This is a genomic window from Streptococcus sp. A12, from assembly GCF_905372335.1.
In the GTDB taxonomy this organism is placed as follows: Bacteria; Bacillota; Bacilli; order Lactobacillales; family Streptococcaceae; genus Streptococcus.
The window spans coordinates 1-21,946 of record NZ_CAJPOU010000006.1; the positions used below are offsets into that span (position 1 = coordinate 1).

Sequence of the window (21,946 nt, forward strand, 5' to 3'; positions counted from 1 at the left end):
TTGGAGATTTTTTCAATAAGCGAAGGGCCGGCGTTTGTAGTTGTCTTCTAGCATAGCCAATCGCAAGAACCATAAAGAAGGTCGTTGGCAGCATCACCAAAGCAACTAAGAGCTGCCAGTGAAAATGAATAGTAATTTCTGGCAAAATCCCCTTCTCATTGCGGAAGTCATAAAAATGTCCCATCATGAGAAAGGAAGCGAAATAGCCAAGAAGCGCTCCAACTCCAAAACTGAGTCCAAAGGCCCAAAATCGTTTAGCCAACTGGCCATTGCTATAGCCCAAAGCCTTTAAAATCCCTAATTGTTCCTTGTGGTCATCGACAAATTGTTTAATATAAAAACACATGAGAAGGATCGACGTCAAGGACAAGACCACCCCACTGACCATAGCCACCATCCAAGATAGCGAAACCTGGGCATCATAGTAGGTCTGAATCATCGGATTGGTTTTAGAAATCTCCAACTGCTCGATATCCAGGTAAAAATTCAAGAAGAGATTGGCCACAAAGACCGCACAGGCCCCAATGATGCTGACGACAACTAATTTTCGAATATCTTTTACTGAAAACATGGCTTACCATCCAATCTCATAGGCAGTCTGAGGTTGATCATTAGTCACCACTTGAGTAATCTTGCCACTATTAACGCGAATGATGGTTCTGGCCATATCCGCAATATTTTGGTTGTGCGTCACCATGATCAGGGTAAAGCCCTGCTTTTCCTTCAACTTCCAGATATAGTCAAGAATCTTGCGCCCTGTTTCTTCATCGAGAGCTCCCGTCGGCTCATCTAAGAAAAGAATCTCTGGCTTTTTGGCCAAGGCCCGAGCAATAGACACTCTTTGCTGTTCCCCACCAGACAATTCACTCGGATACTTGTCCAGCTTATCGCCAAGCCCCAAATCCTCGATGATCTGCAAAAAATCATGATTGCTCGCCAAGTCAGCTCCCATCTTTACATTCTGTCTAACCGTTAGATTAGGCAATAAATAATATTGCTGGAAAATAAAGGCAATTTTCTCACGTCTAAAGGCTGTCAATTGAGCATCCGTGAGTTGCGATAAATCCTGTCCTTGAATGAGAATATGACCTTCGTCTACCTTTTCTAATCCGGATAATACATTTAAGAGGGTTGACTTGCCCGATCCAGAAGGGCCTAAGATAACCACATCATCCTGGTCTTGAATCTGCAGACCAATCCCCTTTAAGACCTTGGTTTGGCCATAGCTTTTGTGAACATTTTCTAGTTGAATCATTTCTTTCCTACCATTTCTTTGATGAGAGATTGACAAACTTCTGTCAATAATCCAATCACTTCTTCCATGCTGAACTGATAAATACCAGAAGCAACCATAGAGGCCATCCCGTGTGAGTAGATAAATAGATGCTGGTACAAGCGACTAGCCTCCTCTAACGTCAACGGATAGTCTGCAACAATCGAATCCAGAACCAATTGGTAGCTATAATCCTTCATGGGAAGAAAATCTTGAAAGCGACGAATCGGATCTTTGCTAGGATTTTGGAAAAGCAATTGAAAAAGTTGGGGCTCTTTTGAAGCGAACAGGATATAAGCAACCCCGACAGATCGAAAGGGCTTCTCATCTTCTAAGGCTTTGCGAATATACTCCACCACTACCATTTCCGCAGCAACAATAACCTCTGCTTGTAACTCAGACATATTAGCAAATTGCCCAAAAATGACTCTTGGTGTAGCCCCCAGTTTCTCTGCTAATGCCCTAGCCGTCAAACTAGCCAGGCCCTCTTCTCTCACCAATTGTAAAGCCGTCCCAATCATAGTCTCTTTACTAAATTTAACCTTTGGTGGCATAAGACTCCTTTCGCGCAACAGTTGTTACGCAACATGTGTTGCATAAAGAATACCATAACAAAGAAAGAATTGTCAAGAAAAATCCGTAAAGCATAGAACAAAAAAAACCAGCCCACTGATACAAGTGAAGTCTGGTCTACTAACAAATATTCTATGGCAAATCATTTCCTGCAGCTAGGTATATTTGATACCATTCCTTGCGCGTTAGGGTGACTGTTGCTACTTTCCCCGCTTCAAGGACATGCTGGGGTTTGGTCGTTCCGATGACGGCCTGCATCTTACCTGGATAGCGGAGGACCCAAGCTAGGGCAATGGCTGTCGGAGTGACTTGGTATTTTTTCGCCAAGTCATTGAGGACGTGATTGAGGGCCGCAAACTCTTCCTTGCCGACAAAATTTCCCTTGAAATAGCCATGCTGGAGGACAGACCAAGCTTGGATCACCGTATCTGTTAAGCGACAATACTCAAAGACACTGCCATCTCGCACGGTTGCTTTTGGCCCTTCCATATTGACATGAAAACCAGCCTCAAAGCTCGGTGTAAAGGCGGCACTCAACTGCAACTGGTTGACCTTGAGTGGTTGTTTGACAGCCGTTTTGAGCAATTCCATCATCATAGGATTTTGATTGGACACCCCAAAATGACGGACCTTGCCCGCTTGCTCCAAGTGATCAAAAGCTGCTGCTACTTCTTCAGGCTCCATGAGAGCATCCGGTCTGTGAAGGAGAAGACTATCTAAGCGCTCGATCTGCAGACGCTCGAGGATACCGTCGACGGAGTCCAAAATATAGTCCTTAGAAAAATCAAAATAGGTAAAGCCGTCTTTGCGAATCCCACACTTGGACTGGATCCACATCTGATCCCGAAGATCCGGACGGCGCTTGAGAACCTTACCCAGCAGGATCTCACACTGGCCATCGCCATAGATGTCCGCCAGATCAAAGGTGTTGATCCCAATCGACAAGGCCGCCTCCACCAAGGCCTCCACCTCATCTTCACTCATCTGGCTGATCCGCATCATCCCAAGGACAATCGTGGACAGACGCTCATTTTCAGCAAACTCAATATAGTTCATGTCCGCCTCCTTTTCTGTAGTTCTATTGTAGTGAAAAGGCTTGCAAAAGTCAATTTGAAATCAAAAAGCCCTCAGCAATAACTGAGGGCTCTCTGGTTGAAATAGAATTTCTTATTCTTCCTCGTCATCCAACTCCACTTCTCCATGAATTTTGATGTATTCTTCACGAAGGCGTTCTTCTTCATCCCACAAAGGATCTTCTATAGCTCTCATACTTTTCAGTTCCTCCACACTGATATCAGTTGCTTGATCGTAGGTTAGTGATAAGACATCCTTGTGCAACTCCTTAAAAGTCTCTACATCCATCCAGATTTCTTTGTCATATTCGCTGATCTGCCCATCTATTGCACCTGCAACTTCGACTGCCATGATATACATAGCACGTTTGTCTACTGTTAAAATGTCTGTATGTGTTGTAGCAATCCTAAGGTTTTCGCCACGTTCTCTCCCATCAGTGATAAAATCATTTTCAAATTCCAATTGAATATTTTCATCAGAAAACGAATTCCATGGATTATTCTTGTCATATGGTATATGATTCCACCGTTTATCATTAAATCGCCATTTATCAAATTGAACTCCAAAAAAGAAATCATCTTGTAGCATCTCATCATCACCGACGTTCGAGTATGTAATAGGATGACCATGGCATTCCTTAAACCACATTTTCCAGAGCAACTCTCTTGTCGTAAAGGTTATTTTTTTCTGAAAATTACTTTTGATATAGAGTCTCATAAATCTGAGATATCGCCTCCATGTGCTAGTATATATTCTTTTCGACGATTGGCTTCTTCCTCCCAAAGAGGATCGTCTACAACATCCATTGTTTGAATTTCTACCAAACTTCGTTCATTTGCTTCTTCAAAAGTTAGAGATAGAATCGACTCATGTTTTCTTTTAAACTCTTCAATTGTCAACCAGCTAGCCTTATCATCTTCGCTAATTTGCCCATCAATCACCTTGGCAATCTCAAGCGCCATAATATACATAGCGCGTTTATCAACTGTCAAAACTTCCAGATGGCTGGTTAAAATACGGAGATAGTCCCCCTTTTCATTATAATCTGTAGCAAATGCATCTTCAAAATTAATTTCAATACATTCTTTAATATGTGAAAAGAGTCTTCGTACCCCTTCCTTTAGGGGGACACTAGACCATCTCTTGTCCGCAGTACTTTTCCTCAAGGATAAATTTGAGAAAAAATCTTCTTGTAATGCATCATTGTTCCCAGCATTTGAGTAAGAAATTTGCTCATCCTCTGGAAACCACATTTTACCAGCAAGCTCTAGATAACCATAAGGTATCTTTTTTGTATAATCGCCTTTTAAATATAATCTCATTCTTCCCTCCTTATTGCATCAACCAGTTAAAAGCCTTCCACATATTTTTTATAACTTCTTCTTTAGCTCCTTTTCCAAGTCCATTTAGTTCAGATTGTTTATTTACCCAGTTTACAATATCCTGCCTACTTGAAATAGTTGAGGCTTCGATATCTATGTCGAGATCATAACCTGACTTTCCACTCCCCGACTGAACTTGGATTTTCCCACTATTTGGCTCCGCATCAACTCGAATATTATCGACTTTTTTACCGTTAACTCGTCCAGAAATCTTTTTTCCAAAAGACTTACTTGTCGGTTTATTGGCCTGCCAGCTGTCGTAGTTGCTAGAATAATTGACTTGAATTTCAGCGTTTGCGCTACCTGTTTTACTAATAGCGGATCCTACAGATACTACACCACTAAATATGAGTGCGTTGCCTGCATCTAAAGCAACCTCTGCTGCAGTTGTTCCAGCAATAAAACTTGCCCCACCTGTCTCAGGAGCTAAAGCTAAACCTCCAGCTTCTGCTGCTGCGCTAGCAAAGTCAAGTAGTAATCCTGATAACATCTGACTAACTCCACCCCAAAATTCAGCAGAATTAGCTTCAAAATTTTTTTGAATAAGTTCTTGATATTTTTCGTTGATCAATCTCGTAGAAGCACTATCATACTTCCCATTTTTTAGCACAGAAAAGTTATCATCTTTTTGATAATGTCGATCTTTATAAGCACTATTATCAAAAATTTCAATTAAATTTCCTTCATTGTCAATTTTTAGAGTATGGTTATAATCATCAATAATTTTTTTCCACTGTGACCGATCCTGTCCTTTTAAGCGTTTTTTTAGCTCTTCCCGATAATAGGTATCACCATCCTCTGATAATAACATATCTCTCGATGCTTGATTCAAAGTCCTTGTTAAGGCATCCTGATAGTCTCTCTTAGCGTAGGAAACAACTTTTGTTTGTTTCATTTTGTCAAACCAAGTCATGTCGACACCATCCACATAGTAATTTCCGTTGCTATCAACTATAATTTGACTTAGTTGTCCCGCTCCTTCAATTGCTAAATTAAGAATTTCAAGACTGTCTGAAAAATACTGATTGACTTGCTCAACAAACCACTCTAATTTTTCAATTTTTTCTTCCACATCTTTGATTTGCATCCGTGTTTTATCAGCCAATTCATGAAGTACTCTATTATCTGATAAGTTTTGACCCAGATTTCCGGTAAGAAATGCTCCTACACGATTCCAAAAATCTTCATTCTTTCTGATTTGTTCTTGATACTTTAAAAGCTGTTTTTCCCAACTTTGCTTTTGTGTCTTCAGATCATCTAAATCCATGTTACCATATTGGGATACAACCGCATCTGCGTTTTTGTACGAATTTAGTTCAATTTGAATATCATCAATCGCTTCTTGTAATTTTTTGATACTAGGGACAATTAAGTTTCCAAATAAATTTTTTCCTGCCTCATATGCAGCACCTTGAAGTTTACCAGCTTCAATCTCCGCTATTAAATAATCACTCCCACTAGTAAGTTTTTCTGTAATTTGCTTAGCAATTTGAATATTTCCACTCATAGCCTCAATCAAGGCAGCAGATTCTGATGAACTGTATCTCACTCCCACGGCAAACGACTCCTTTCTTTCATTAATCTTTCCTTCTTAATACTTAATTTTTTTAACGCTGTCCCACTCTCCTCACTAAAGGCTTCCATCTGTTTAGCCACATATCTTCTTGCTATTAAATCCATTTCATACTTTTCTTTGAAAAACAATTCATTTTGAGAAGAAGAAGACAATCTCATCTCTGCTTCTCTTGTTATTAATGAAATATCTTCTAAAAATTCATCTAAACTTTTTTGATAATCACGAGTTAAATCCAAAATAATATCTTCCTGTTTTTCTATATTTACTATCTCTTGAAATAGTTTATCTCGTTTATCTTTATTAACATCCTCCACCATGATTAATTCCCCCATCTTTTAGCTTGCTCAATATCCCTTTCTTCAATTTTAATTGCAATCTGAGGAAATTTATTTGCTTGTATTAAAACAGCCTCAGTAAAATTACTCACTGCTTGAAGCATGTTATTTGTCAATTCCTTACCTTTTTCCATTCCTGGAATACCAGAAGAATAACTGAATTCAATAAGCATATTTTTTTGATCAGATACATCAACACCGGTTAATTCAGCAATAGCCTCTTTCGCATTAATAGTACTAGACTTAATATTATGTTTTTTCATTCTTACCATCTCTCACCTTCAATTTATAGTACTATTCTACCATATTAACAAGTAAAGAACATTGTTAATTTTACGTCCAGCTCACCACAGTAATTCATGCATTTCACTCTTTAAGTATATCTACTATGATTTGCTTATATTCTTACACTTCACAATCTAAAGTATTTTACATAAAAACACCTTCAGCATCTACTGAAGGTGTCTCTGTTAGCGATAACTCAAGGCTTTTTTGACTGTTTTGACCAAGCCTAAATCATCCGTTTGTAAGATGAGGCTAGAATAGATTTTTCCAATGATCATGGTGCCAAGGAGCGTGAAGGCCAAGGCGATTCCGAATGAACCCCATGATTCAAGTCCACTTGCATAGCCATTGATCGTACGGAATGGCATAAAGAAGGTTGAAATGAATGGAATGTAAGACCCAATCTTCAATAGAGGGACATCACCTGCGCTACCCAAGGTAGTCACTCCAAAGAATCCAACCATTACCAACATCATCAGTGGAGAGAGGGCCTTTCCTGTATCTTCAGGACGAGCAACTGTTGACCCTAGGAAAGCTGAGAGAACTACGTACATGAAGATTCCGAGAATGATAAAGAAGAAGGTATTCAAGGAAATGGATTGTCCAATATGTTGAGTAATAGGAGAGTCTGGTGATAATACATCTTTCACAAGAGGAATGGAATCTCTAAACATCCAAACACCTCCCAAGCCTACTGCATAGATACCAATATGGGTAAAAATTACTCCGAAAAGACCAATCATACGAGCATAGAAATAGTGAGTTGCGCGAATGCTTGAGAAGACCACTTCCATGATCTTGGTTCCTTTTTCACTAGCTACCTCTTGAGCAGTGATACTTGAATAAAAGATCAGAATCATGTAGAGAAGAAAACCGATTCCTCCAGCTACCATGGTTTGCACCATTTTCAGCCCTTCTTTCTTCTCATCAATCTTTTCAGTCAATGAGACCTGTTGCGAAAGAGCTGTTAACTGCTCTTGGCTTAAATCCGCCTTAGAAACATTGAGCATTTGTTGAACCTGACTCAATTTTGCCATGACGATTGATTTGAAACCTGGCTTCATGGCATCCTCACTCTGGTAGCGGGCTTCTAATTGGCCATCCTTTTCTTCAACTGTGAGGATTCCCTTGATTTCTTCCTCTTTCATGGCCTTCTTAGCTGCTGCTTCATCCTTATAGTCAAAGGTCAAGCCATCGGTTCCTTTCAAGCCTTCTTTGACAGGAGCTTGATCTGTAATCAAGGCGATGTTGCTTTTAGCAGAGGTAGAAGAGCCAACGAAGTAGTTCACTCCGATCGTCAATCCAATAAAGAGAAAGGGAGAAAGAACCATCAGGAAAAAGCTCCATGATTTCACTTGGCGTAAATAAGTTTCTTTGATAACAATCAGCATCTGTTTCATACTTCTACTCCTGATTCTAGTTTAAAGATTTCATCAATGGTTGGGGCTTGTTGGTCAAAGGTTGCCAGATAGCGACCCTTGGTCAACTGGTCAAAGAGGTCTGGACCTGCTGTCTCATCATCCAAGACCAACTTCCATAGACCTTGCTTGGTCATGGTCACCTTGGTCACATGAGGCAATACTTCCAACTCCTCTTTACTGAAGTCATTGGATACGAAGAGACGAGTCTTCCCGAAGCTATTGCGAACTTCTTGTACGGGACCTGAAAGAATCACAGATCCATCACGAATCATAACCAACTCATCACAGAGTTCTTCCACATTGGTCATGACGTGGTCAGAGAAGATAATGGTCGCACCGCGTTCTTTTTCTTCAAAGATGACCTGCTTGAGCACTTCTGTATTGACGGGATCCAGTCCACTAAATGGCTCATCTAAGATGATCAATTTTGGCTCATGGATCATGGTAATAATCAATTGAACCTTTTGCTGATTCCCTTTTGAAAGGCTCTTAATCTTATCGGTTAATTTCCCTTTTACTTGGAGCTTTTCCATCCAGATCGGAAGTTTCTCCTTGACCTCAGCAGTTGACATTCCTTTGAGATTAGCAAGGTAACGGACTTGCTCGTAGATAGTCAACTTAGGCATGAGGCTCCGCTCTTCTGGCAGGTAGCCGATTTCCTTATAGGTTTCTTGGCTAATCGCTTTGCCATCCAATTGGATATCACCACTGTAGTCAAGGAAGCGGAGGATACTATGGAAGATGGTGGTCTTCCCTGCTCCGTTCTTCCCGATCAAACCTAAGATGGATCCTTTTTTCGCAGTCAAGTCAATCCCGAACAAGACTTGCTTCTTGCCAAAACTCTTTTCTAAATTTCTGATTTCTAACATAGAAAACTCCTCTACTCTTTATAGTAACGTTTGGTAATCTTGTACTGAGAGACCAAGATATAGACATAAATCAGTGATACAACTACTAATGCTAACAAGATATCTGTCTGGAATGTAATCCCAACTAAGAATATCGCCATTAAGGAAATCGGTAAGACATAATTGCTTAACTTGAAAACAATGTCGAAGTTCTCCTCGTAGCAAATTTGTTTTTCTGCTTCATCCATCATACTCATTATTAATTCACGGACTTCTGCTCCGCTAGAATTACGTGGAATCGCTTTTCCATAAATCTGTTTAAACGTCTTCCGAAACTGATGTTCCAATCCAAAAGTAAGGAGAAGCAAACCGAGGAAAATAAGCGGGATGGTGTATTTCCCAAAAGCACCTGTTAGTTTTTCTTCATAGACTAGCTTTTGGCAAGAGAAGTAAATCACTAATAGATAGGGAACAATCATGACGCCTTTGAAAATCGTAGCCAAGTCATAAAGCCTTCTCGTTTGACTTTCATAATGGTAGGCTTCGTCCTCATCTTCTGCCTCATCCATCATCTGATAAGACTGGCGGGATGAGATGAGGTAGGTAGACGCAATCCCGAAAATCACCAGATATAAAATGATTGACCCTATATAGAGCATATCTCGATCAAATAGCTTTTGGAATTCAATAGGATGGTCTGAACCAAAATAACCTGTCAAAAAGCCAATGATTAATCCTAAAAGGATCAAGGCCATGTTTCTCCAAAAACGAAAACGGGCTGACCTTTCTTTATACTTCTTTTTCACATTTATTCCTCTCCCTCTACTAGACTAAAAACATTCTCCACCGGTTCCTTGAAAATCTGGGCGATGGTGATAGCAATGATAACCGAAGGGGTGTATTCCCCTCGCTCCAAGAGACTGATGGACTGGCGCGAGACCCCTGCTAGCTTAGCTAGCTCGGATTGGTTGAGCCCATCACGCGCCCTCAGCTCTTTCAGTCGATTTTTTAAGATCATGGCTTTCGCCCCCTTATAGTTGAATACCTTGAATATCTTCGATGCGAACTAATTTTGTCTCCCTTTGTTGTTTATTATTCACACGAGTCAGTTTGACCCAATCTTCGTCGATATCCAAAATTTCATACTCGAACCCAACACCACTCACTGTAACAGTGGCCGTTTGGCCTTTCAATTCTTCTAAAATTCTAGACATGTCTTGATTTCCTTTCACTTGTTTTTCTAATCGTCTAATGCGTTTGTTCAACCTTTTAATCTTCTTTTCTGAGCTCGCATAAACCATAATCAGAAAAGGGATAAAAAGAATCCATATGGCTCCCATAAGAAACCTCCCCTTCTTTCAACTAAAATCATTGTAACACTTCTTTTTCTTTTTGACAAGTATATTAATCAAAAAAATAAAAATATTTGTCAAAAATAGAAAGATGGTTGACATGGATATTTTGAGTCCTTAAAGGAATTTCTTTATTTTTATAGGGTTTTAAGCTCTATATCAAGTAAATTCTGTAAGAAAAAAACAGCTGAGAAATTCTCAACTGTTTCAAATTTTTACGATTTACCGCACTTCTGCGTCTACTTTTTCTTCAAGGGAAGCTTGGATTTTTTCCATGTAGCGTGCAACTTCTTCGTCTGTCAAGCTATCTTCTGGATTTTGGAAGGTCAGACTGTAGGCCATAGACTTCATTCCGACACCCAGTTTTTCACCTGAGAAGACGTCAAAGAGCTTGATGTCTGTCAAGCGTTTCACGCCCGCAGCTCTTATGGCATCGACCACTTCTTGGTGGGTCACTTCAGCTTTGAGGAGAAGGGCGATATCACGGCTCACCGCTGGGAACTTGGTGATTTCCACAAATGGAGCGGCTGGTTGAAGGGCTGCTTCGATAGCTGAAAGGTTAAGCTCTGCTACATACGTCTCTGGAATATCATAAGCCTTAGCCGTTACAGGATGCACTTGACCGAGGAAACCAAGGACTTGGTCACCGAGTGAAATCAAGGCTGTCCGTCCTGGGTGAAGACTCTTGATCTCTTGCGTTGCTGTATAAGTCACCTCAAGACCCAAGCGAGCAAAGAGGGCTTCCAAAATTCCTTTAGCATAGAAGAAATCAACTGGAACAGCTGCCGTTTGGAAGTCTTTTTCAGCGACTAAACCTGTCAAAGCAAAGGCAAAACTGTTGATTTCGTTTGGCAAGTCTTCTTTTGGATTACCCGTTTGCTCGAAGACTTTTCCAATCTCATAAAGAGCCAAGTTTTTGTTCTTACGCGCAACGTTGTAGGCAACTGTATCCAAAATACCTGAAACCATATTTTGACGGAGAACTGAACGTTCCACAGTCATTGGCCACATAAGTTCTGTTAGGTTGCTTGGTGCAGTCGTAAATTCAACGGCTTTTTCAGGAGTTGTCAGAGCGTAGGTAATGATTTCAGTCAATCCAGCCCCTTCAGCAATCGTCCGAACCTGACGACGCAATTTTTGAGTCGCAGTCAACTCACCTGCTGTCCCATCGTCTTTTGGAAGACTGGTTGGCAAGCGGTCATAACCATAGATACGTGCGATTTCTTCAAAAAGATCAGCTTCAATAGTGATGTCCCAACGGCGACGTGGAACACTCACAGTAAAGGAATCAGCATTTCCAGAAAGGCCAAAACCAAGGCGACGGAAGACATCTTCAATATCTGCGTAGGAAAGCTCTGTACCAAGGACACGGTTGACGTCAGCAAGAGTGGAAGATACTTCTACATCTGAAGTATCCAATTCACCTGCTGAAACGATGCCCTTACGCACGGTTGCACCTGCAAGCTCTGCTATCATGCTTGCTGCCGCATCAAGGGCTTCATTGACAGTTGCCACGTTGATGCCTTTTTCAAAACGAGAAGATGATTCAGAACGAAGGTTGAGACGACCGCTGGTCTTGCGGATAGATTTGCCATTGAAGACAGCGGCTTCAAGGACGACACGACTAGACTTTTCAGAAATTTCTGTAGCCTGACCACCCATAACACCGGCAAGGGCTACTGGCTTGTCAGCCACAGTAATGACTAGGTCATTCGTCTCCAACTCACGCTCTTCCCCGTCCAAGGTCACCAATTTTTCACCCGCACGCGCTTCACGGACACGGATCTCGTTTCCTTCAAAGGTATCCAAGTCAAAGGCATGCATAGGCTGACCAAAGTAGAGTAGGATATAGTTGGTCACGTCAACGACATTGTTGATCGGACGAATACCTTCATTCATGAGGAGGTTTTGCAACCATTGTGGACTTGGTGCGATGGTCACATTGTCCAAGATACGAGCAGCATAGTATGGCGCCTTGTCTGTGTCAATGCTGACAGAAAGAGCGTCTGCTGCAGCTTGGTCTGTTTCAGTCAAAGCAAAGTCTTTGAAATTGACTGCCTTGTCATAAATCGCTGCTACTTCGTGCGCTACCCCACGCATAGAAAGAGCGTCTGCACGGTTAGGCGTGATGGAAAGTTCGATGATTTCATCATCCAAGTCTAGGTAAGAGAATACTTCCTCACCTGGTACTGCATCATCCGGCAAGATTTGGATGCCATCTGCAAATTCCTTAGGTACAACGGAATCAGAAATGCCCAATTCACCAAGTGAACAGATCATCCCTAGTGACTCTAAGCCACGGATTTTCCCTTTTTTAATCTTGTAGTTATCCGCGATGCGAGCACCTGGAAGAGCCACCATAACCTTGATTCCTGCACGCACATTTGGTGCTCCACAGACGATTTGACGAGCTTCTTCTTCGCCCACATTGACTTGGCAAACATGAAGATGAGTTTCTGGCACATCTTCGCAAGACAAGACTTCTCCGACGACAATTTTTGAGAGGCCAGCAGCTGGTGATTCGACACCTTCTACTTCAATCCCTGTGGTTGACATTTTTTCAGCCAACTCTTGTGATGGCACATCAATGTCCACCAATTCTTTTAACCATTTATAACTAACTAACATATGTAAGATACCAAGGGCTAAGCAGAAATCTAGATATCTTTCCTAGATCTCCATCCACCCTCGTTTTGATCCTTTCATTTTGTGTTTTCCAGCTCGAGGCTAGCTTAGGAAGGTCTAATAACCTCCCCTTCTCTAGAATGGAAGCTTCCAATTCTGAGACTTCTTGTCCATTCTAGATCAATTTCTTTCTCAACAACCAGTCTGTATCCACGGTATCTCCGGTAACATACTGGTGTTCACTAAATCGTTCAAAACCAAAGCGATAGTAAAAATCTTGCGCCTTAAAGTTGCGTTCCCAGACACCTAGCCAGGCCCACTCAAAGCCCCGGCTCTTGGCTTGATCCAGCGCAAAGATAAACATTTCCTTGCCAAAACCAGCCCCATGAAATTCCTTTTTGACATAGATCCGTTGGATCTCAAAGGACTTGTCCATCTCTACTGGCTCCGTCTGTGCTTGCCCCCAATTGATCTTGAGAAAACCACAGATTTCTTGTTCTTCATTGAGGACAAAATAGATTTCAGATTCTGGATCTAGCAGATCCTTCTCGATTTGCTCCAAAGAGAGCACGGTAGAGAAGTACTCTTCCAAGTCTTCCTCAACAATATAGGGACCAAAGGTCTCCCGATAGGTTTCCACCTCTAGGTCACGTAAGGTCTGTAATTGATCGATTTTTACTCTAACTAACATGATTATTTAAACTGTTCTGAGAAGCGAACATCTCCTTGATAAAAGCCACGGATATCATTGATTCCATAACGAAGCATGGCTACACGCTCCTGACCAAGTCCAAAGGCGAATCCTGAATAGACTGTCGAATCAATGCCACTCATCTCGAGCACGCGTGGGTGAACCATACCGGCCCCCATGATTTCGATCCAACCTGTCTTCTTACATACATTACATCCCGCTCCACCACATTTGAAGCAAGATACATCGACCTCAACGGATGGCTCGGTGAATGGGAAGTAAGAAGGACGCAGACGGATTTGACGTTCTGCACCAAACATCTTTTGCACGATCAACTGAAGCGTTCCTTGAAGGTCCGCCATAGAAATGTTCTTCCCAACAACCAAGCCTTCGATCTGATGGAACTGGTGGCTGTGGGTCGCATCATCTGTATCCCGACGGAAAACACGGCCTGGAGAAATCATTTTCAAAGGTCCCTTGCTAAAGTCATGCGCATCCATTGCACGCGCCTGAACTGGTGATGTGTGGGTCCGAAGCAAGATTTCTTCTGTGATATAGAAGGTATCCTGCATATCACGAGCTGGGTGATCCTTTGGCAAGTTCATGCGTTCAAAGTTGTAGTAGTCTTTTTCGACTTCAAAGCCATCTACAACTTGGTAGCCCATCCCGATAAAGATATCTTCGATTTCTTCACTGGTTTGGGTCAAGACATGGCGATGACCAACTGCGACTGGACGTCCCGGAAGGGTCACATCGATACTCTCACTAGCTAATTTGGCTTGGACTTTCTTTTCTTCCAAGAGCTTAGCTGTTTCTTCAAAGGCAGCCGTCAAAACATCACGGGCTTCATTAACGTGTTTCCCGATGACCGGACGCATCTCAGCAGAGACATCTTTCATCCCTTTGAGGATCTCGGTTAGAGAGCCTTTCTTCCCAAGGACAGAGACGCGTAGCTCTTGCATCTCTTTTTTATTTTCAGCAGAGATCTGCTTCAAGGCTGCCAGCGTTTCTTCTCGAAGCGCTTTTAGTTGTTCTTCAATCGTTGACATATTTCCTCCATCATGGTCCTCACTCAGACATAGAAAAAACCACGCGCCACATCCATATTCGGAGCGTTGACACGCGGTACCATCCGTTTTTTATCTGAAACTCAGACCTTAATTTCTAAATCCTTGCGCAAGTGAATTCACTCAGCTTTCATGCAAAGAGCTTTCAGTCACGGCTCTTCTCCCTGTTGCACTTCCCTTGAGGTACTAGTCTTGCAGATTTCTATTCAATTACTATCTAGTTTAGCAGATTTTTAGTTAAAAAACAAGTTAGATGAGACTAATTTCAATAGACAAAGAAACAAGACCCAGGGCATTATTTATTTGCCTTGTCTGTTTCATCTGCTTTCCTTTTCAATAGAAGAGTTGCTGCTTGGTTAAAACCATCACACCAGTTATACCATTTTGCTTCATACTCATCTTGAGGTAAGATACGATGTTTTAAATCCAAAACAGAGGATATCTTTCTTTCCTCACAAGCTTGCGCATAGAGATGATAAATTTCATCACCACCATCTTTATCAAACTCAGCAGAAATCGTATCCCGACCTGCCAATAAAGACTGATAAGCCCTGTGATGCCCGTTTGTAATCAAGAAGCAATTTCCAAACGCAAGAATACTAATTGGATCCACATTGATGATTTCCGCCGATTGATCAAGCATCTGGATATCATGTAACTTCTTTTCTGATAAATATAGTTGGGTCGGATGAAGATCTGTTATTTTGATTTTCAATTCTTTCTCCTCTACCAAGAGTAAAATAAGCTGGTCCTGGGCACTGGTGAACATTTTTAAAGGTCAGGATTTAAAGACCTGCCAAAGCCAAATTCCTCTGCCGTTCTTGTTATCCGTTTGTTTTTATTCGATGACTTGTCCAGCTTCTTTCAAGACAGATTCTGGAATGGTAATGCCTAATTCTTCTGCCACTTTTTTGTTGATGACAGATTTACCATCTGTGAAGATTTCGACTGGTGTATCACCTGGTTTTTGACCTTTCAAGATTTTCGCAGCCATTTTACCAGTTGCCACTCCAAGATCGTGTTGATCGACAACGACTGAGCCTAAACCACCAGCTTCGACCATGGCTGTCGCACTTGGGAAGATTGGTTTTTTAGCTGTTTTGTTTGCTTCGACTACCGTTGAGAAGGCTGAAGCGATGGTGTTGTCAATTGGAACCCAGATAGCATCCACTTTACCAGTCATGACAGAAACCGTTGAAGCAATTTCATTTGTAGAAGGGACTGAATAAGGAACCACCTTGTAGCCTGCTTTTTCAGCCAATTTTGTAAATTCTTCTACTTGCGTTTTAGAATTATCTTCACTGGTTGAGTAAAGGACACCGATTGTTTTCACGTTTGGAGTCAACTCTTTGATCAATTTCAACTGTTGTTCCGTTGGGTTGTGGTCAGATACTCCTGTGATATTGCCACCTGGTTTTTTCAAATCTTTGACCAAGTTAGCGCCGACTGGGTCTGTGATAGCACCCATGACGATTGGTTTGTCCTTGGTTGCACTAGCCAAACCTTGAGCAGATGGGGTTGCGATTCCGATCAAAACGTCGTTGTTGTTTTGGACCAATTGCTTACTCATGGTAGCAACCTTGTTTTGGTCCCCTTCTGCATTGAGGAATTCAATCTCAATCTTGTCCTTGTCATAGCCTTCTTCAGCCAAGCCATCTTGAATCCCCTTGTAGATTTCGTCTAGCGATGGGTGGCTGACCAACTGCAAGACACCGACTTTTACCTTTTTAGTTCCATCTGCTTTATTAGCTTCATTTTTATTGTTTAACATTGGATAGACTACTGCTACTAAAATAATAGCTAGCAAAGCACCAATCATTCCCAATACACGTTTGTTTTTCATTTTCTTTACCTCAATTATTTATTTTTTCGTTTTTTCGCATCTTTGTTAAAGACTGAGTCGCCATCGTTTCTTCATCTTCTTTTCTCCCTTCTTTTTGAAACAAAAACACGCCCACACATAGCTATAGCTATGTGAGGACGTGTCATCGCGGTGCCACCTCACTTATGGGAAAATGGATATACTCCTCCCATGTCTCTGTCTTGTCTAGCAACAAGTTGCACGATAAGGTGTGCCGACCGAATTTTTATTGTTTCAAATTCATCTCATCATTAGTCCAATTTCATAAATGTCCACTACCCACTTCCACCAACCGTGAGCTCTCTATTAAATTTTCATTTATTACTTTTCTAATTGAATCCATTGTAAATGTTTCCGTAAGCCTTGTCAATACTTTTTTATGTTTTTTTTGAAAACGTTCGTCATTTCCTGAAATTCATTTTCTAACGGATGCTTTTACAAGGATTGAAAACCGCCTTCTTACTGGGTTTTCAGGCACTTTTTTGATATAATTTACTAGAATTAGTCTAGAATGTTGAGGAACCCCATGTCTTTTGATGGATTTTTTTTACACCATATGGTGAATGAATTACAAAGCGAACTCCTATATGGTCGCATCCAAAAAATTAACCAACCCTTTGAACAAGAGTTGGTTTTACAAATTCGTAGCAATCGCAAGAATCAAAAACTCTTGCTGTCTTCCCACTCTGTTTTTGGTCGGATCCAACGGACTCAGACCAATTTTGAGAATCCTGCCTTCCCTAATACCTTTATCATGGTCATGCGCAAGTATCTCCAAGGGGCAGTCATTGAGCAGATCCAGCAACTGGAGAATGACCGTATTTTAGAAATTGCCGTCTCCAATAAAAATGAGATTGGGGATGATATATCTGTAACCCTGATTATTGAAATCATGGGTAAGCACAGCAATATCATTCTTCTGGACAAGGCAACTGGAAAAATCATCGAAGCAATCAAGCATGTGGGCTTCTCACAAAATAGCTACCGGACCATTCTCCCTGGATCAACCTATGTAGCTCCTCCAAAAACCGAAGCGGTCAACCCCTTTACCATTAAAGACGAAGCCTTATTCGCCTTTCTTCACCGAGAAGAGTTGACACCTAAAAACCTTCAAACCCATTTCCAGGGTCTTGGTCGAGATACTGCTCAAGAATTGGCAGGTCGATTAGAAACGGGAGAAAAATTAAAAACCTTCCGAGCTTTCTTTGAAGCTCCAACAGATCCCCGTCTAACAAAAAAATCTTTTGCTACTCTCGCTTTTGCAGATAGCCAGGAGGATACCTTCGAGACCTTATCAGATCTACTCGACCACTACTACTTGGACAAGGCTGAGCGCGACCGGGTCCAGCAACAAGCTGGGGAACTGATCCGCAAGGTGGATAATGAGCTAGAAAAGAACCGGAAAAAATTGGCCAAACAGGAAGCCGAACTGGCAGCGACAGAAAATGCCGAAGAGTTCCGTCAAAAAGGCGAACTGCTTACTACTTTCCTCCATCAAGTCCCAAATGATCAAGACCAAGTCACCTTAGACAACTACTATACCAACCAGCCTATTACCATTGCTTTGGATAAGGCCTTGACCCCCAGTCAAAATGCGCAACGCTACTTCAAGCGCTACCAAAAGCTAAAAGAGGCCGTTAAACATTTGACTTCTCTTATCCAGGAAACCAAGGAAACCATCTCCTACCTGGAAACAGTCGAAACCGCTTTGGCCCAAGCCAGCCTTTCTGAAGTAGCCGAGATTCGAGAAGAGCTGATTCAAACAGGCTTCATCAAACGACGTAACCGAGAAAAGATCCACAAACGAAAAAAACCAGAGAAGTATTTAGCATCAGACGGCAAAACCATTATCCTGGTCGGCCGGAACAATCTTCAAAACGAAGAATTGACCTTCAAAATGGCTAAAAAGGACGAACTCTGGTTCCACGCTAAGGATATTCCAGGTAGTCACGTGGTCATTACAGGTAATCTCAACCCTTCTGATGAGGTCAAAACCGATGCAGCTGAGCTTGCAGCCTATTTCTCTAAGGGACGCCTGTCCAATCTGGTCCAAGTCGACATGATTGAAACAAAAAAACTCAACAAACCGACCGGAGGAAAACCTGGATTTGTAACCTATACCGGTCAGAAAACCCTACGGGTCACCCCTGAAGAAGAAAAGATCAAATCTATGCGCATCAATGAGTAATAAAAAGGGCTGAGAATCATCTCAGCCCTTTTGTTTTATTCTGATTTGTGGATATCCTCTTTGACCTGGTCAACGTTGAACTTGGCAAAGAGATACTGGCGGTCCTGGACAGGAAAGCGTTGGTCCAATTGATCAATGGCTCCAACTTCGACGATGCCCTCTTTGATGACAAAATCCATAACATGTCCTCCAAAGGTATGGTCATCTGAGATAAAGTGAAGGTGATAGCCTGCTACACTGACCCCATGAAACATCTCTGGCGTCCAAAAACCAACAATGGTTCCTGTAACATTTTCTCGTGTAAATTCTGGCTGATGGGTTGCTACATCTGCAAACTTGGTCTCCGAAGTTGATTTGGGAATCATGCGCACATGCATTTTGGCGAAATCACCGTGAATCTTGATGGAACGAAACAAATTTTCGCCATCGTAATAAGATTCAATGCGAGCCTCTAACTCCTCATCTGTCATTTCAAAGCGTTGTCGAAAAATCACTTCGGCCTGGTGGGGAACAATGGCTGCATAGGGGACAGTCGCATCTGAAGATACTTCCACAATCTCTGGTTCCTCTCCTGAACCCTTAGCTTGATAAGCCTTACCATCTAAGACAATCAATTCGCCATCGATTGAGTCCAGGGTCCCAATTCCTAAATCTCCATGCTCTAGTAATTCTTTAACCGTAAAGGATCCTCCATAGAGACCAGCCATCAAAGCCCCCAAGGTATTGTATTGAAACAATTTCACCGGTTCCATTATCTTCTCCCTCATTCATCTTGTCTTCTTTTTAGCCCTTCCAGTATACCATATTCTCAAGGACAATAACAGAAAGACTGATTAAAAAAGAGCGGGACCGAACCATGATACAAACTTGTTCTGATTCCCGCCCTTCAAGGGTCAAGTAGTTAATCTTCTAACAGGCTCTCATAGAAAGCTTGCATTTGCCCATCATCTGGGACTAGCTGCAAATAGCCTTCTGCCACTTCCCGGGCTTTTGCGATTTGTCCCAACTCTCTCAAGAGGTAACTATAGCTTTCTAAGTACTCTGGATTTTCTTTCAAATCTGGGTAGAGCTCTTCATAGATCGGAGCCGCTTTTTCAACCTCTTCGAGTGCTACCAAGGCACGAGCGATATTCCAACGGGTGACGACATTTTCCACTTCCACTTCTTGCCATTCAAGGACGTCTTCATAACGTTCCTGTTCCAGATAAAGAGTTGTCAGACGAAGGGCGATATCTTCAAGATCCTCAGCCACTTCTTTGGCTTCTAACAAATACTTCTCTGCTTTTTCTGGCTGGTGCAACTCGTAGGCCAATTGGGAGGCTAGAAGGAGGAGATAAGCGTCAAAAGGATTCTTTTGGATTCCTTGCTCTGCTATTGCTAACGCTGTTTCTCGGTCATTCTCAGCTTGTAGAGCCAAGGCATAGCCGTATTCATACCCTTCAAAGTCTGGCGACAGTGTATCAATCTGCTTGAAGTAGATCAGAGAACGTTGATACTCTTCTCGGTCAGAGAGAAGGGTTGCCAATTCATAGGCAATCTGGTCATCAAACTCAATTTCCAAGGCCTTTTCTAAAAACTCAATAGCAGACTCAAACCGACCCAGATTCGCATAAGCATAGCCAATCCGCTGGTATGTGGAAATGCCCGTTTCTTCTAAAATGAGACGGTTGTCTAACTGAGCATACTCTTGAATGGCTTCTTGGTAATTTTCAAGTTCTAAATCAATCTCTGCCAAGCCTAGTTGAATAATAGGGTCATCTGAAAGAGTCGCTGCTTCCATCAGTTTTTCTCGAGCCACATCTGCCAAGCCCTCACTTTGGTAGAGGTCTGCCTTGACTAAGAGACTGGCTAGATACCATTCCGAACTTTCAGGGATTTCTTCCAAATAAGCAAAGGCTTCTTCCATTAGTCCATCTTCCGCTACGATAGTGGCTAGACTCAGATAGACCTCTGGATAATCATCTCTCAGATGCAAGTAGGTTTGCTTGGCTTCTGGGTAAAAACCAATACTTTCAAAATATTGTCCCAATTCTAACAAGGTAGCTGGATCGTCCTCTACCAAAGCCTTCTCCAAATAAGCTGGCAGACGATCTAGCTCTTGTTTCTCAATTGCTTCTAGAATTTTTTGACTATTCTTCACTTTGAATTTCCTCAACTTCGTCCTTTTCGTACAAACCACTGACCTCTTTATACCATTCAAATAGAGCACTGATGACTACTTTAGCCGAAGCATAAACCGGGATTCCTAAGAAGACTCCCCAGATTCCAAACATAGAGCCAGAAGTAATCAATACAAACAGAATCGTGATTGGGTGGATATTGAGCTGACTCCCCAAGACAAGTGGGGAAACGAAACGTCCCTCGATTGTTTGCTCAACAATAAAGACAATGACGACTTTGACAAACATCTCTGGTCCTGCCACCAACCCCAAGACTAAGGCTGGGAGCATGGCCAAGAAGCTGCCCAAGTATGGTATCAAGTTCAAAAAACCAGCGGTTACACCGAGTGTCACAGCGTAACGAAGCCCAATGATCTTAAGCAGAAGAATAAACATTAAAGCTACGATGATAGCAACAGTAATCTGACCTCTGACATAATTAGCCAATTGTGTATTGACATCAGACAGTACTTTGTCTGCAGATTTACGAATCTTGGTTGGCAAGAAACGGATGATTTGCCCTTTTAAGTTCTTTCCATCTCTCAAAAGATAGAAGACGATAAAAGGCATAATAATCAAAGCGATAATGACCTGAGAGGCGACAGTAATCAGATTGCTGACCCAGTTGACTGCACGGGCAGAGAAGGAACTCGCCCAACTAGTAATATTTTGCGACAACTGGCTGGTCCATTCATCCAGTTGAGGCTTGATTTCTGGCGACACTTTGTTGTCTAAGAAATCATCAATGGTCATATTGGCCTTTTCCAAGTAATCCGGCAGATTCTTCATAAAACTGAGCACCTGACGCTGAATGGCTGGAATAGCGACGGCCAAGCCCCATAAAATGAGAAGGGCAATCAAGATGAAGACGATGGAAATCGCAATAATCCGCTTGACCCGGTGCCTTTCCAAAAAGTCAACAATTGGATTTAACAAATAATAGAGGAGGCCTGAAATAATGACGGGTAGCATGACCGCTGCTCCAAACTCTAACAGAGGTGTAAAAATAAAACTAATCTTGCTCAGAACTAAAATATTTAATCCCATTAGCAAGGCTACTAAGAAAACAGTAATGGCCTTATTATCAACAAACCATTTAAAAAACCAGGATAAACTAAAATCTTTTTCTTTATGTTCCACAGGAATCTCCTTCGTTTTCAATATGTTTTTATTTTAGCATTTTTAGTTCATAATTTCACGGTATAGGCAAAGGTGAGGTACATTTTGTTCCTGAAC

The 21,946-nt window shown here is 41.8% G+C and carries 23 protein-coding genes and 1 other annotated feature; of the genes, 1 reads left to right on the forward strand and 22 read right to left on the reverse strand.

Annotated elements, in window-relative coordinates; genetic code table 11:
- From QZ158_RS01465 to trpX, 19 genes are all read right to left on the reverse strand, one after another.
- Positions 1-571 (reverse strand): FtsX-like permease family protein (locus QZ158_RS01465; RefSeq protein WP_366928167.1); only part of this gene is annotated, 571 nt, incomplete at its 3' end.
- A gap of 3 nt (positions 572-574) precedes the next feature.
- Positions 575-1,255 carry an ABC transporter ATP-binding protein gene (locus tag QZ158_RS01470; RefSeq protein ID WP_293873652.1) on the reverse strand — a complete coding sequence of 227 codons (681 nt, stop codon included), beginning with the start codon at positions 1,253-1,255 and terminating at the stop codon, positions 575-577.
- Complete coding sequence (locus QZ158_RS01475; RefSeq protein ID WP_293873655.1) at positions 1,252-1,827, reverse strand: TetR family transcriptional regulator; 576 nt, start codon at positions 1,825-1,827, stop codon at positions 1,252-1,254. Before QZ158_RS01475 ends, QZ158_RS01470 begins: the two co-directional genes overlap by 4 nt.
- Before the next feature lie 151 nt (positions 1,828-1,978).
- Complete coding sequence (locus QZ158_RS01480) at positions 1,979-2,902, reverse strand: aldo/keto reductase (protein WP_293873658.1); 924 nt, start codon at positions 2,900-2,902, stop codon at positions 1,979-1,981.
- Positions 2,903-3,013: 111 nt separating this feature from the next.
- Complete coding sequence (locus tag QZ158_RS01485) at positions 3,014-3,637, reverse strand: hypothetical protein (protein WP_293873661.1); 624 nt, start codon at positions 3,635-3,637, stop codon at positions 3,014-3,016.
- On the reverse strand, positions 3,634-4,242 hold the full coding sequence (locus QZ158_RS01490; protein ID WP_293873664.1) for a hypothetical protein: 609 nt from the start codon (positions 4,240-4,242) through the stop codon (positions 3,634-3,636). Before QZ158_RS01490 ends, QZ158_RS01485 begins: the two co-directional genes overlap by 4 nt.
- A 10-nt stretch (positions 4,243-4,252) precedes the next feature.
- Entirely contained in the window at positions 4,253-5,857 is a 1,605-nt protein-coding gene (locus QZ158_RS01495; RefSeq protein WP_293873667.1) for a virulence protein, read from the reverse strand.
- Positions 5,848-6,210, reverse strand: coding sequence for a cingulin (locus QZ158_RS01500; RefSeq protein ID WP_293873670.1), 363 nt, complete (start codon positions 6,208-6,210; stop codon positions 5,848-5,850). The genes QZ158_RS01495 and QZ158_RS01500 overlap by 10 nt, the downstream gene beginning before the upstream one ends.
- On the reverse strand, positions 6,198-6,476 hold the full coding sequence (locus tag QZ158_RS01505; protein WP_126404513.1) for a TIGR04197 family type VII secretion effector: 279 nt from the start codon (positions 6,474-6,476) through the stop codon (positions 6,198-6,200). Before QZ158_RS01505 ends, QZ158_RS01500 begins: the two co-directional genes overlap by 13 nt.
- Before the next feature lie 207 nt (positions 6,477-6,683).
- On the reverse strand, positions 6,684-7,898 hold the full coding sequence (locus tag QZ158_RS01510; RefSeq protein ID WP_293873680.1) for an ABC transporter permease: 1,215 nt from the start codon (positions 7,896-7,898) through the stop codon (positions 6,684-6,686).
- Positions 7,895-8,788 (reverse strand): ABC transporter ATP-binding protein, encoded by an 894-nt coding sequence (locus QZ158_RS01515; RefSeq protein WP_048789195.1) that lies wholly within the window; start codon positions 8,786-8,788, stop codon positions 7,895-7,897. The genes QZ158_RS01510 and QZ158_RS01515 overlap by 4 nt, the downstream gene beginning before the upstream one ends.
- An 11-nt stretch (positions 8,789-8,799) precedes the next feature.
- The gene (locus QZ158_RS01520; protein WP_293873687.1) at positions 8,800-9,522 is read right to left on the reverse strand and encodes a DUF3169 family protein; all 723 of its coding nucleotides are present in this window, start codon (positions 9,520-9,522) and stop codon (positions 8,800-8,802) included.
- Between the two features lie 53 nt (positions 9,523-9,575).
- A complete protein-coding gene (locus tag QZ158_RS01525; RefSeq protein ID WP_003002675.1) occupies positions 9,576-9,785 on the reverse strand; it encodes a helix-turn-helix transcriptional regulator in 210 nt (69 codons plus the stop codon).
- Between the two features lie 13 nt (positions 9,786-9,798).
- On the reverse strand, positions 9,799-10,107 hold the full coding sequence (locus tag QZ158_RS08205; RefSeq protein WP_061455075.1) for a hypothetical protein: 309 nt from the start codon (positions 10,105-10,107) through the stop codon (positions 9,799-9,801).
- A gap of 234 nt (positions 10,108-10,341) precedes the next feature.
- The gene (gene pheT, locus QZ158_RS01535) at positions 10,342-12,747 is read right to left on the reverse strand and encodes a phenylalanine--tRNA ligase subunit beta (protein WP_293873718.1); all 2,406 of its coding nucleotides are present in this window, start codon (positions 12,745-12,747) and stop codon (positions 10,342-10,344) included.
- 172 nt (positions 12,748-12,919) lie between these two features.
- Positions 12,920-13,435: an N-acetyltransferase gene (locus QZ158_RS01540; protein WP_048691034.1), complete on the reverse strand. Its 516-nt coding sequence runs from the start codon at positions 13,433-13,435 to the stop codon at positions 12,920-12,922.
- A gap of 2 nt (positions 13,436-13,437) precedes the next feature.
- A complete protein-coding gene (pheS, locus tag QZ158_RS01545) occupies positions 13,438-14,484 on the reverse strand; it encodes a phenylalanine--tRNA ligase subunit alpha (protein ID WP_048691032.1) in 1,047 nt (348 codons plus the stop codon).
- 313 nt (positions 14,485-14,797) lie between these two features.
- The gene (locus QZ158_RS01550; protein WP_048714892.1) at positions 14,798-15,217 is read right to left on the reverse strand and encodes a hypothetical protein; all 420 of its coding nucleotides are present in this window, start codon (positions 15,215-15,217) and stop codon (positions 14,798-14,800) included.
- A 123-nt stretch (positions 15,218-15,340) separates the two neighbouring features.
- Entirely contained in the window at positions 15,341-16,345 is a 1,005-nt protein-coding gene (trpX, locus tag QZ158_RS01555) for a tryptophan ABC transporter substrate-binding protein (RefSeq protein ID WP_048714894.1), read from the reverse strand.
- 130 nt (positions 16,346-16,475) lie between these two features.
- Positions 16,476-16,710, reverse strand: a binding site (T-box leader).
- Positions 16,711-16,889: 179 nt separating this feature from the next.
- Here trpX and QZ158_RS01560 point away from each other — a divergent pair.
- Complete coding sequence (locus QZ158_RS01560) at positions 16,890-18,551, forward strand: NFACT RNA binding domain-containing protein (protein WP_293873725.1); 1,662 nt, start codon at positions 16,890-16,892, stop codon at positions 18,549-18,551.
- Positions 18,552-18,586: 35 nt separating this feature from the next.
- Here QZ158_RS01560 and budA read toward each other — a convergent pair whose 3' ends face one another.
- The 3 genes from budA to QZ158_RS01575 all read right to left on the reverse strand — a co-directional run bounded on the left by budA (position 18,587) and on the right by QZ158_RS01575 (position 21,850).
- Positions 18,587-19,303: an acetolactate decarboxylase gene (gene budA, locus QZ158_RS01565; RefSeq protein WP_048714898.1), complete on the reverse strand. Its 717-nt coding sequence runs from the start codon at positions 19,301-19,303 to the stop codon at positions 18,587-18,589.
- Positions 19,304-19,452: 149 nt separating this feature from the next.
- The gene (locus tag QZ158_RS01570) at positions 19,453-20,691 is read right to left on the reverse strand and encodes a tetratricopeptide repeat protein (protein ID WP_293873728.1); all 1,239 of its coding nucleotides are present in this window, start codon (positions 20,689-20,691) and stop codon (positions 19,453-19,455) included.
- The gene (locus QZ158_RS01575) at positions 20,681-21,850 is read right to left on the reverse strand and encodes an AI-2E family transporter (RefSeq protein ID WP_293873730.1); all 1,170 of its coding nucleotides are present in this window, start codon (positions 21,848-21,850) and stop codon (positions 20,681-20,683) included. The genes QZ158_RS01570 and QZ158_RS01575 overlap by 11 nt, the downstream gene beginning before the upstream one ends.
- Positions 21,851-21,946: the final 96 nt, after the last annotated feature.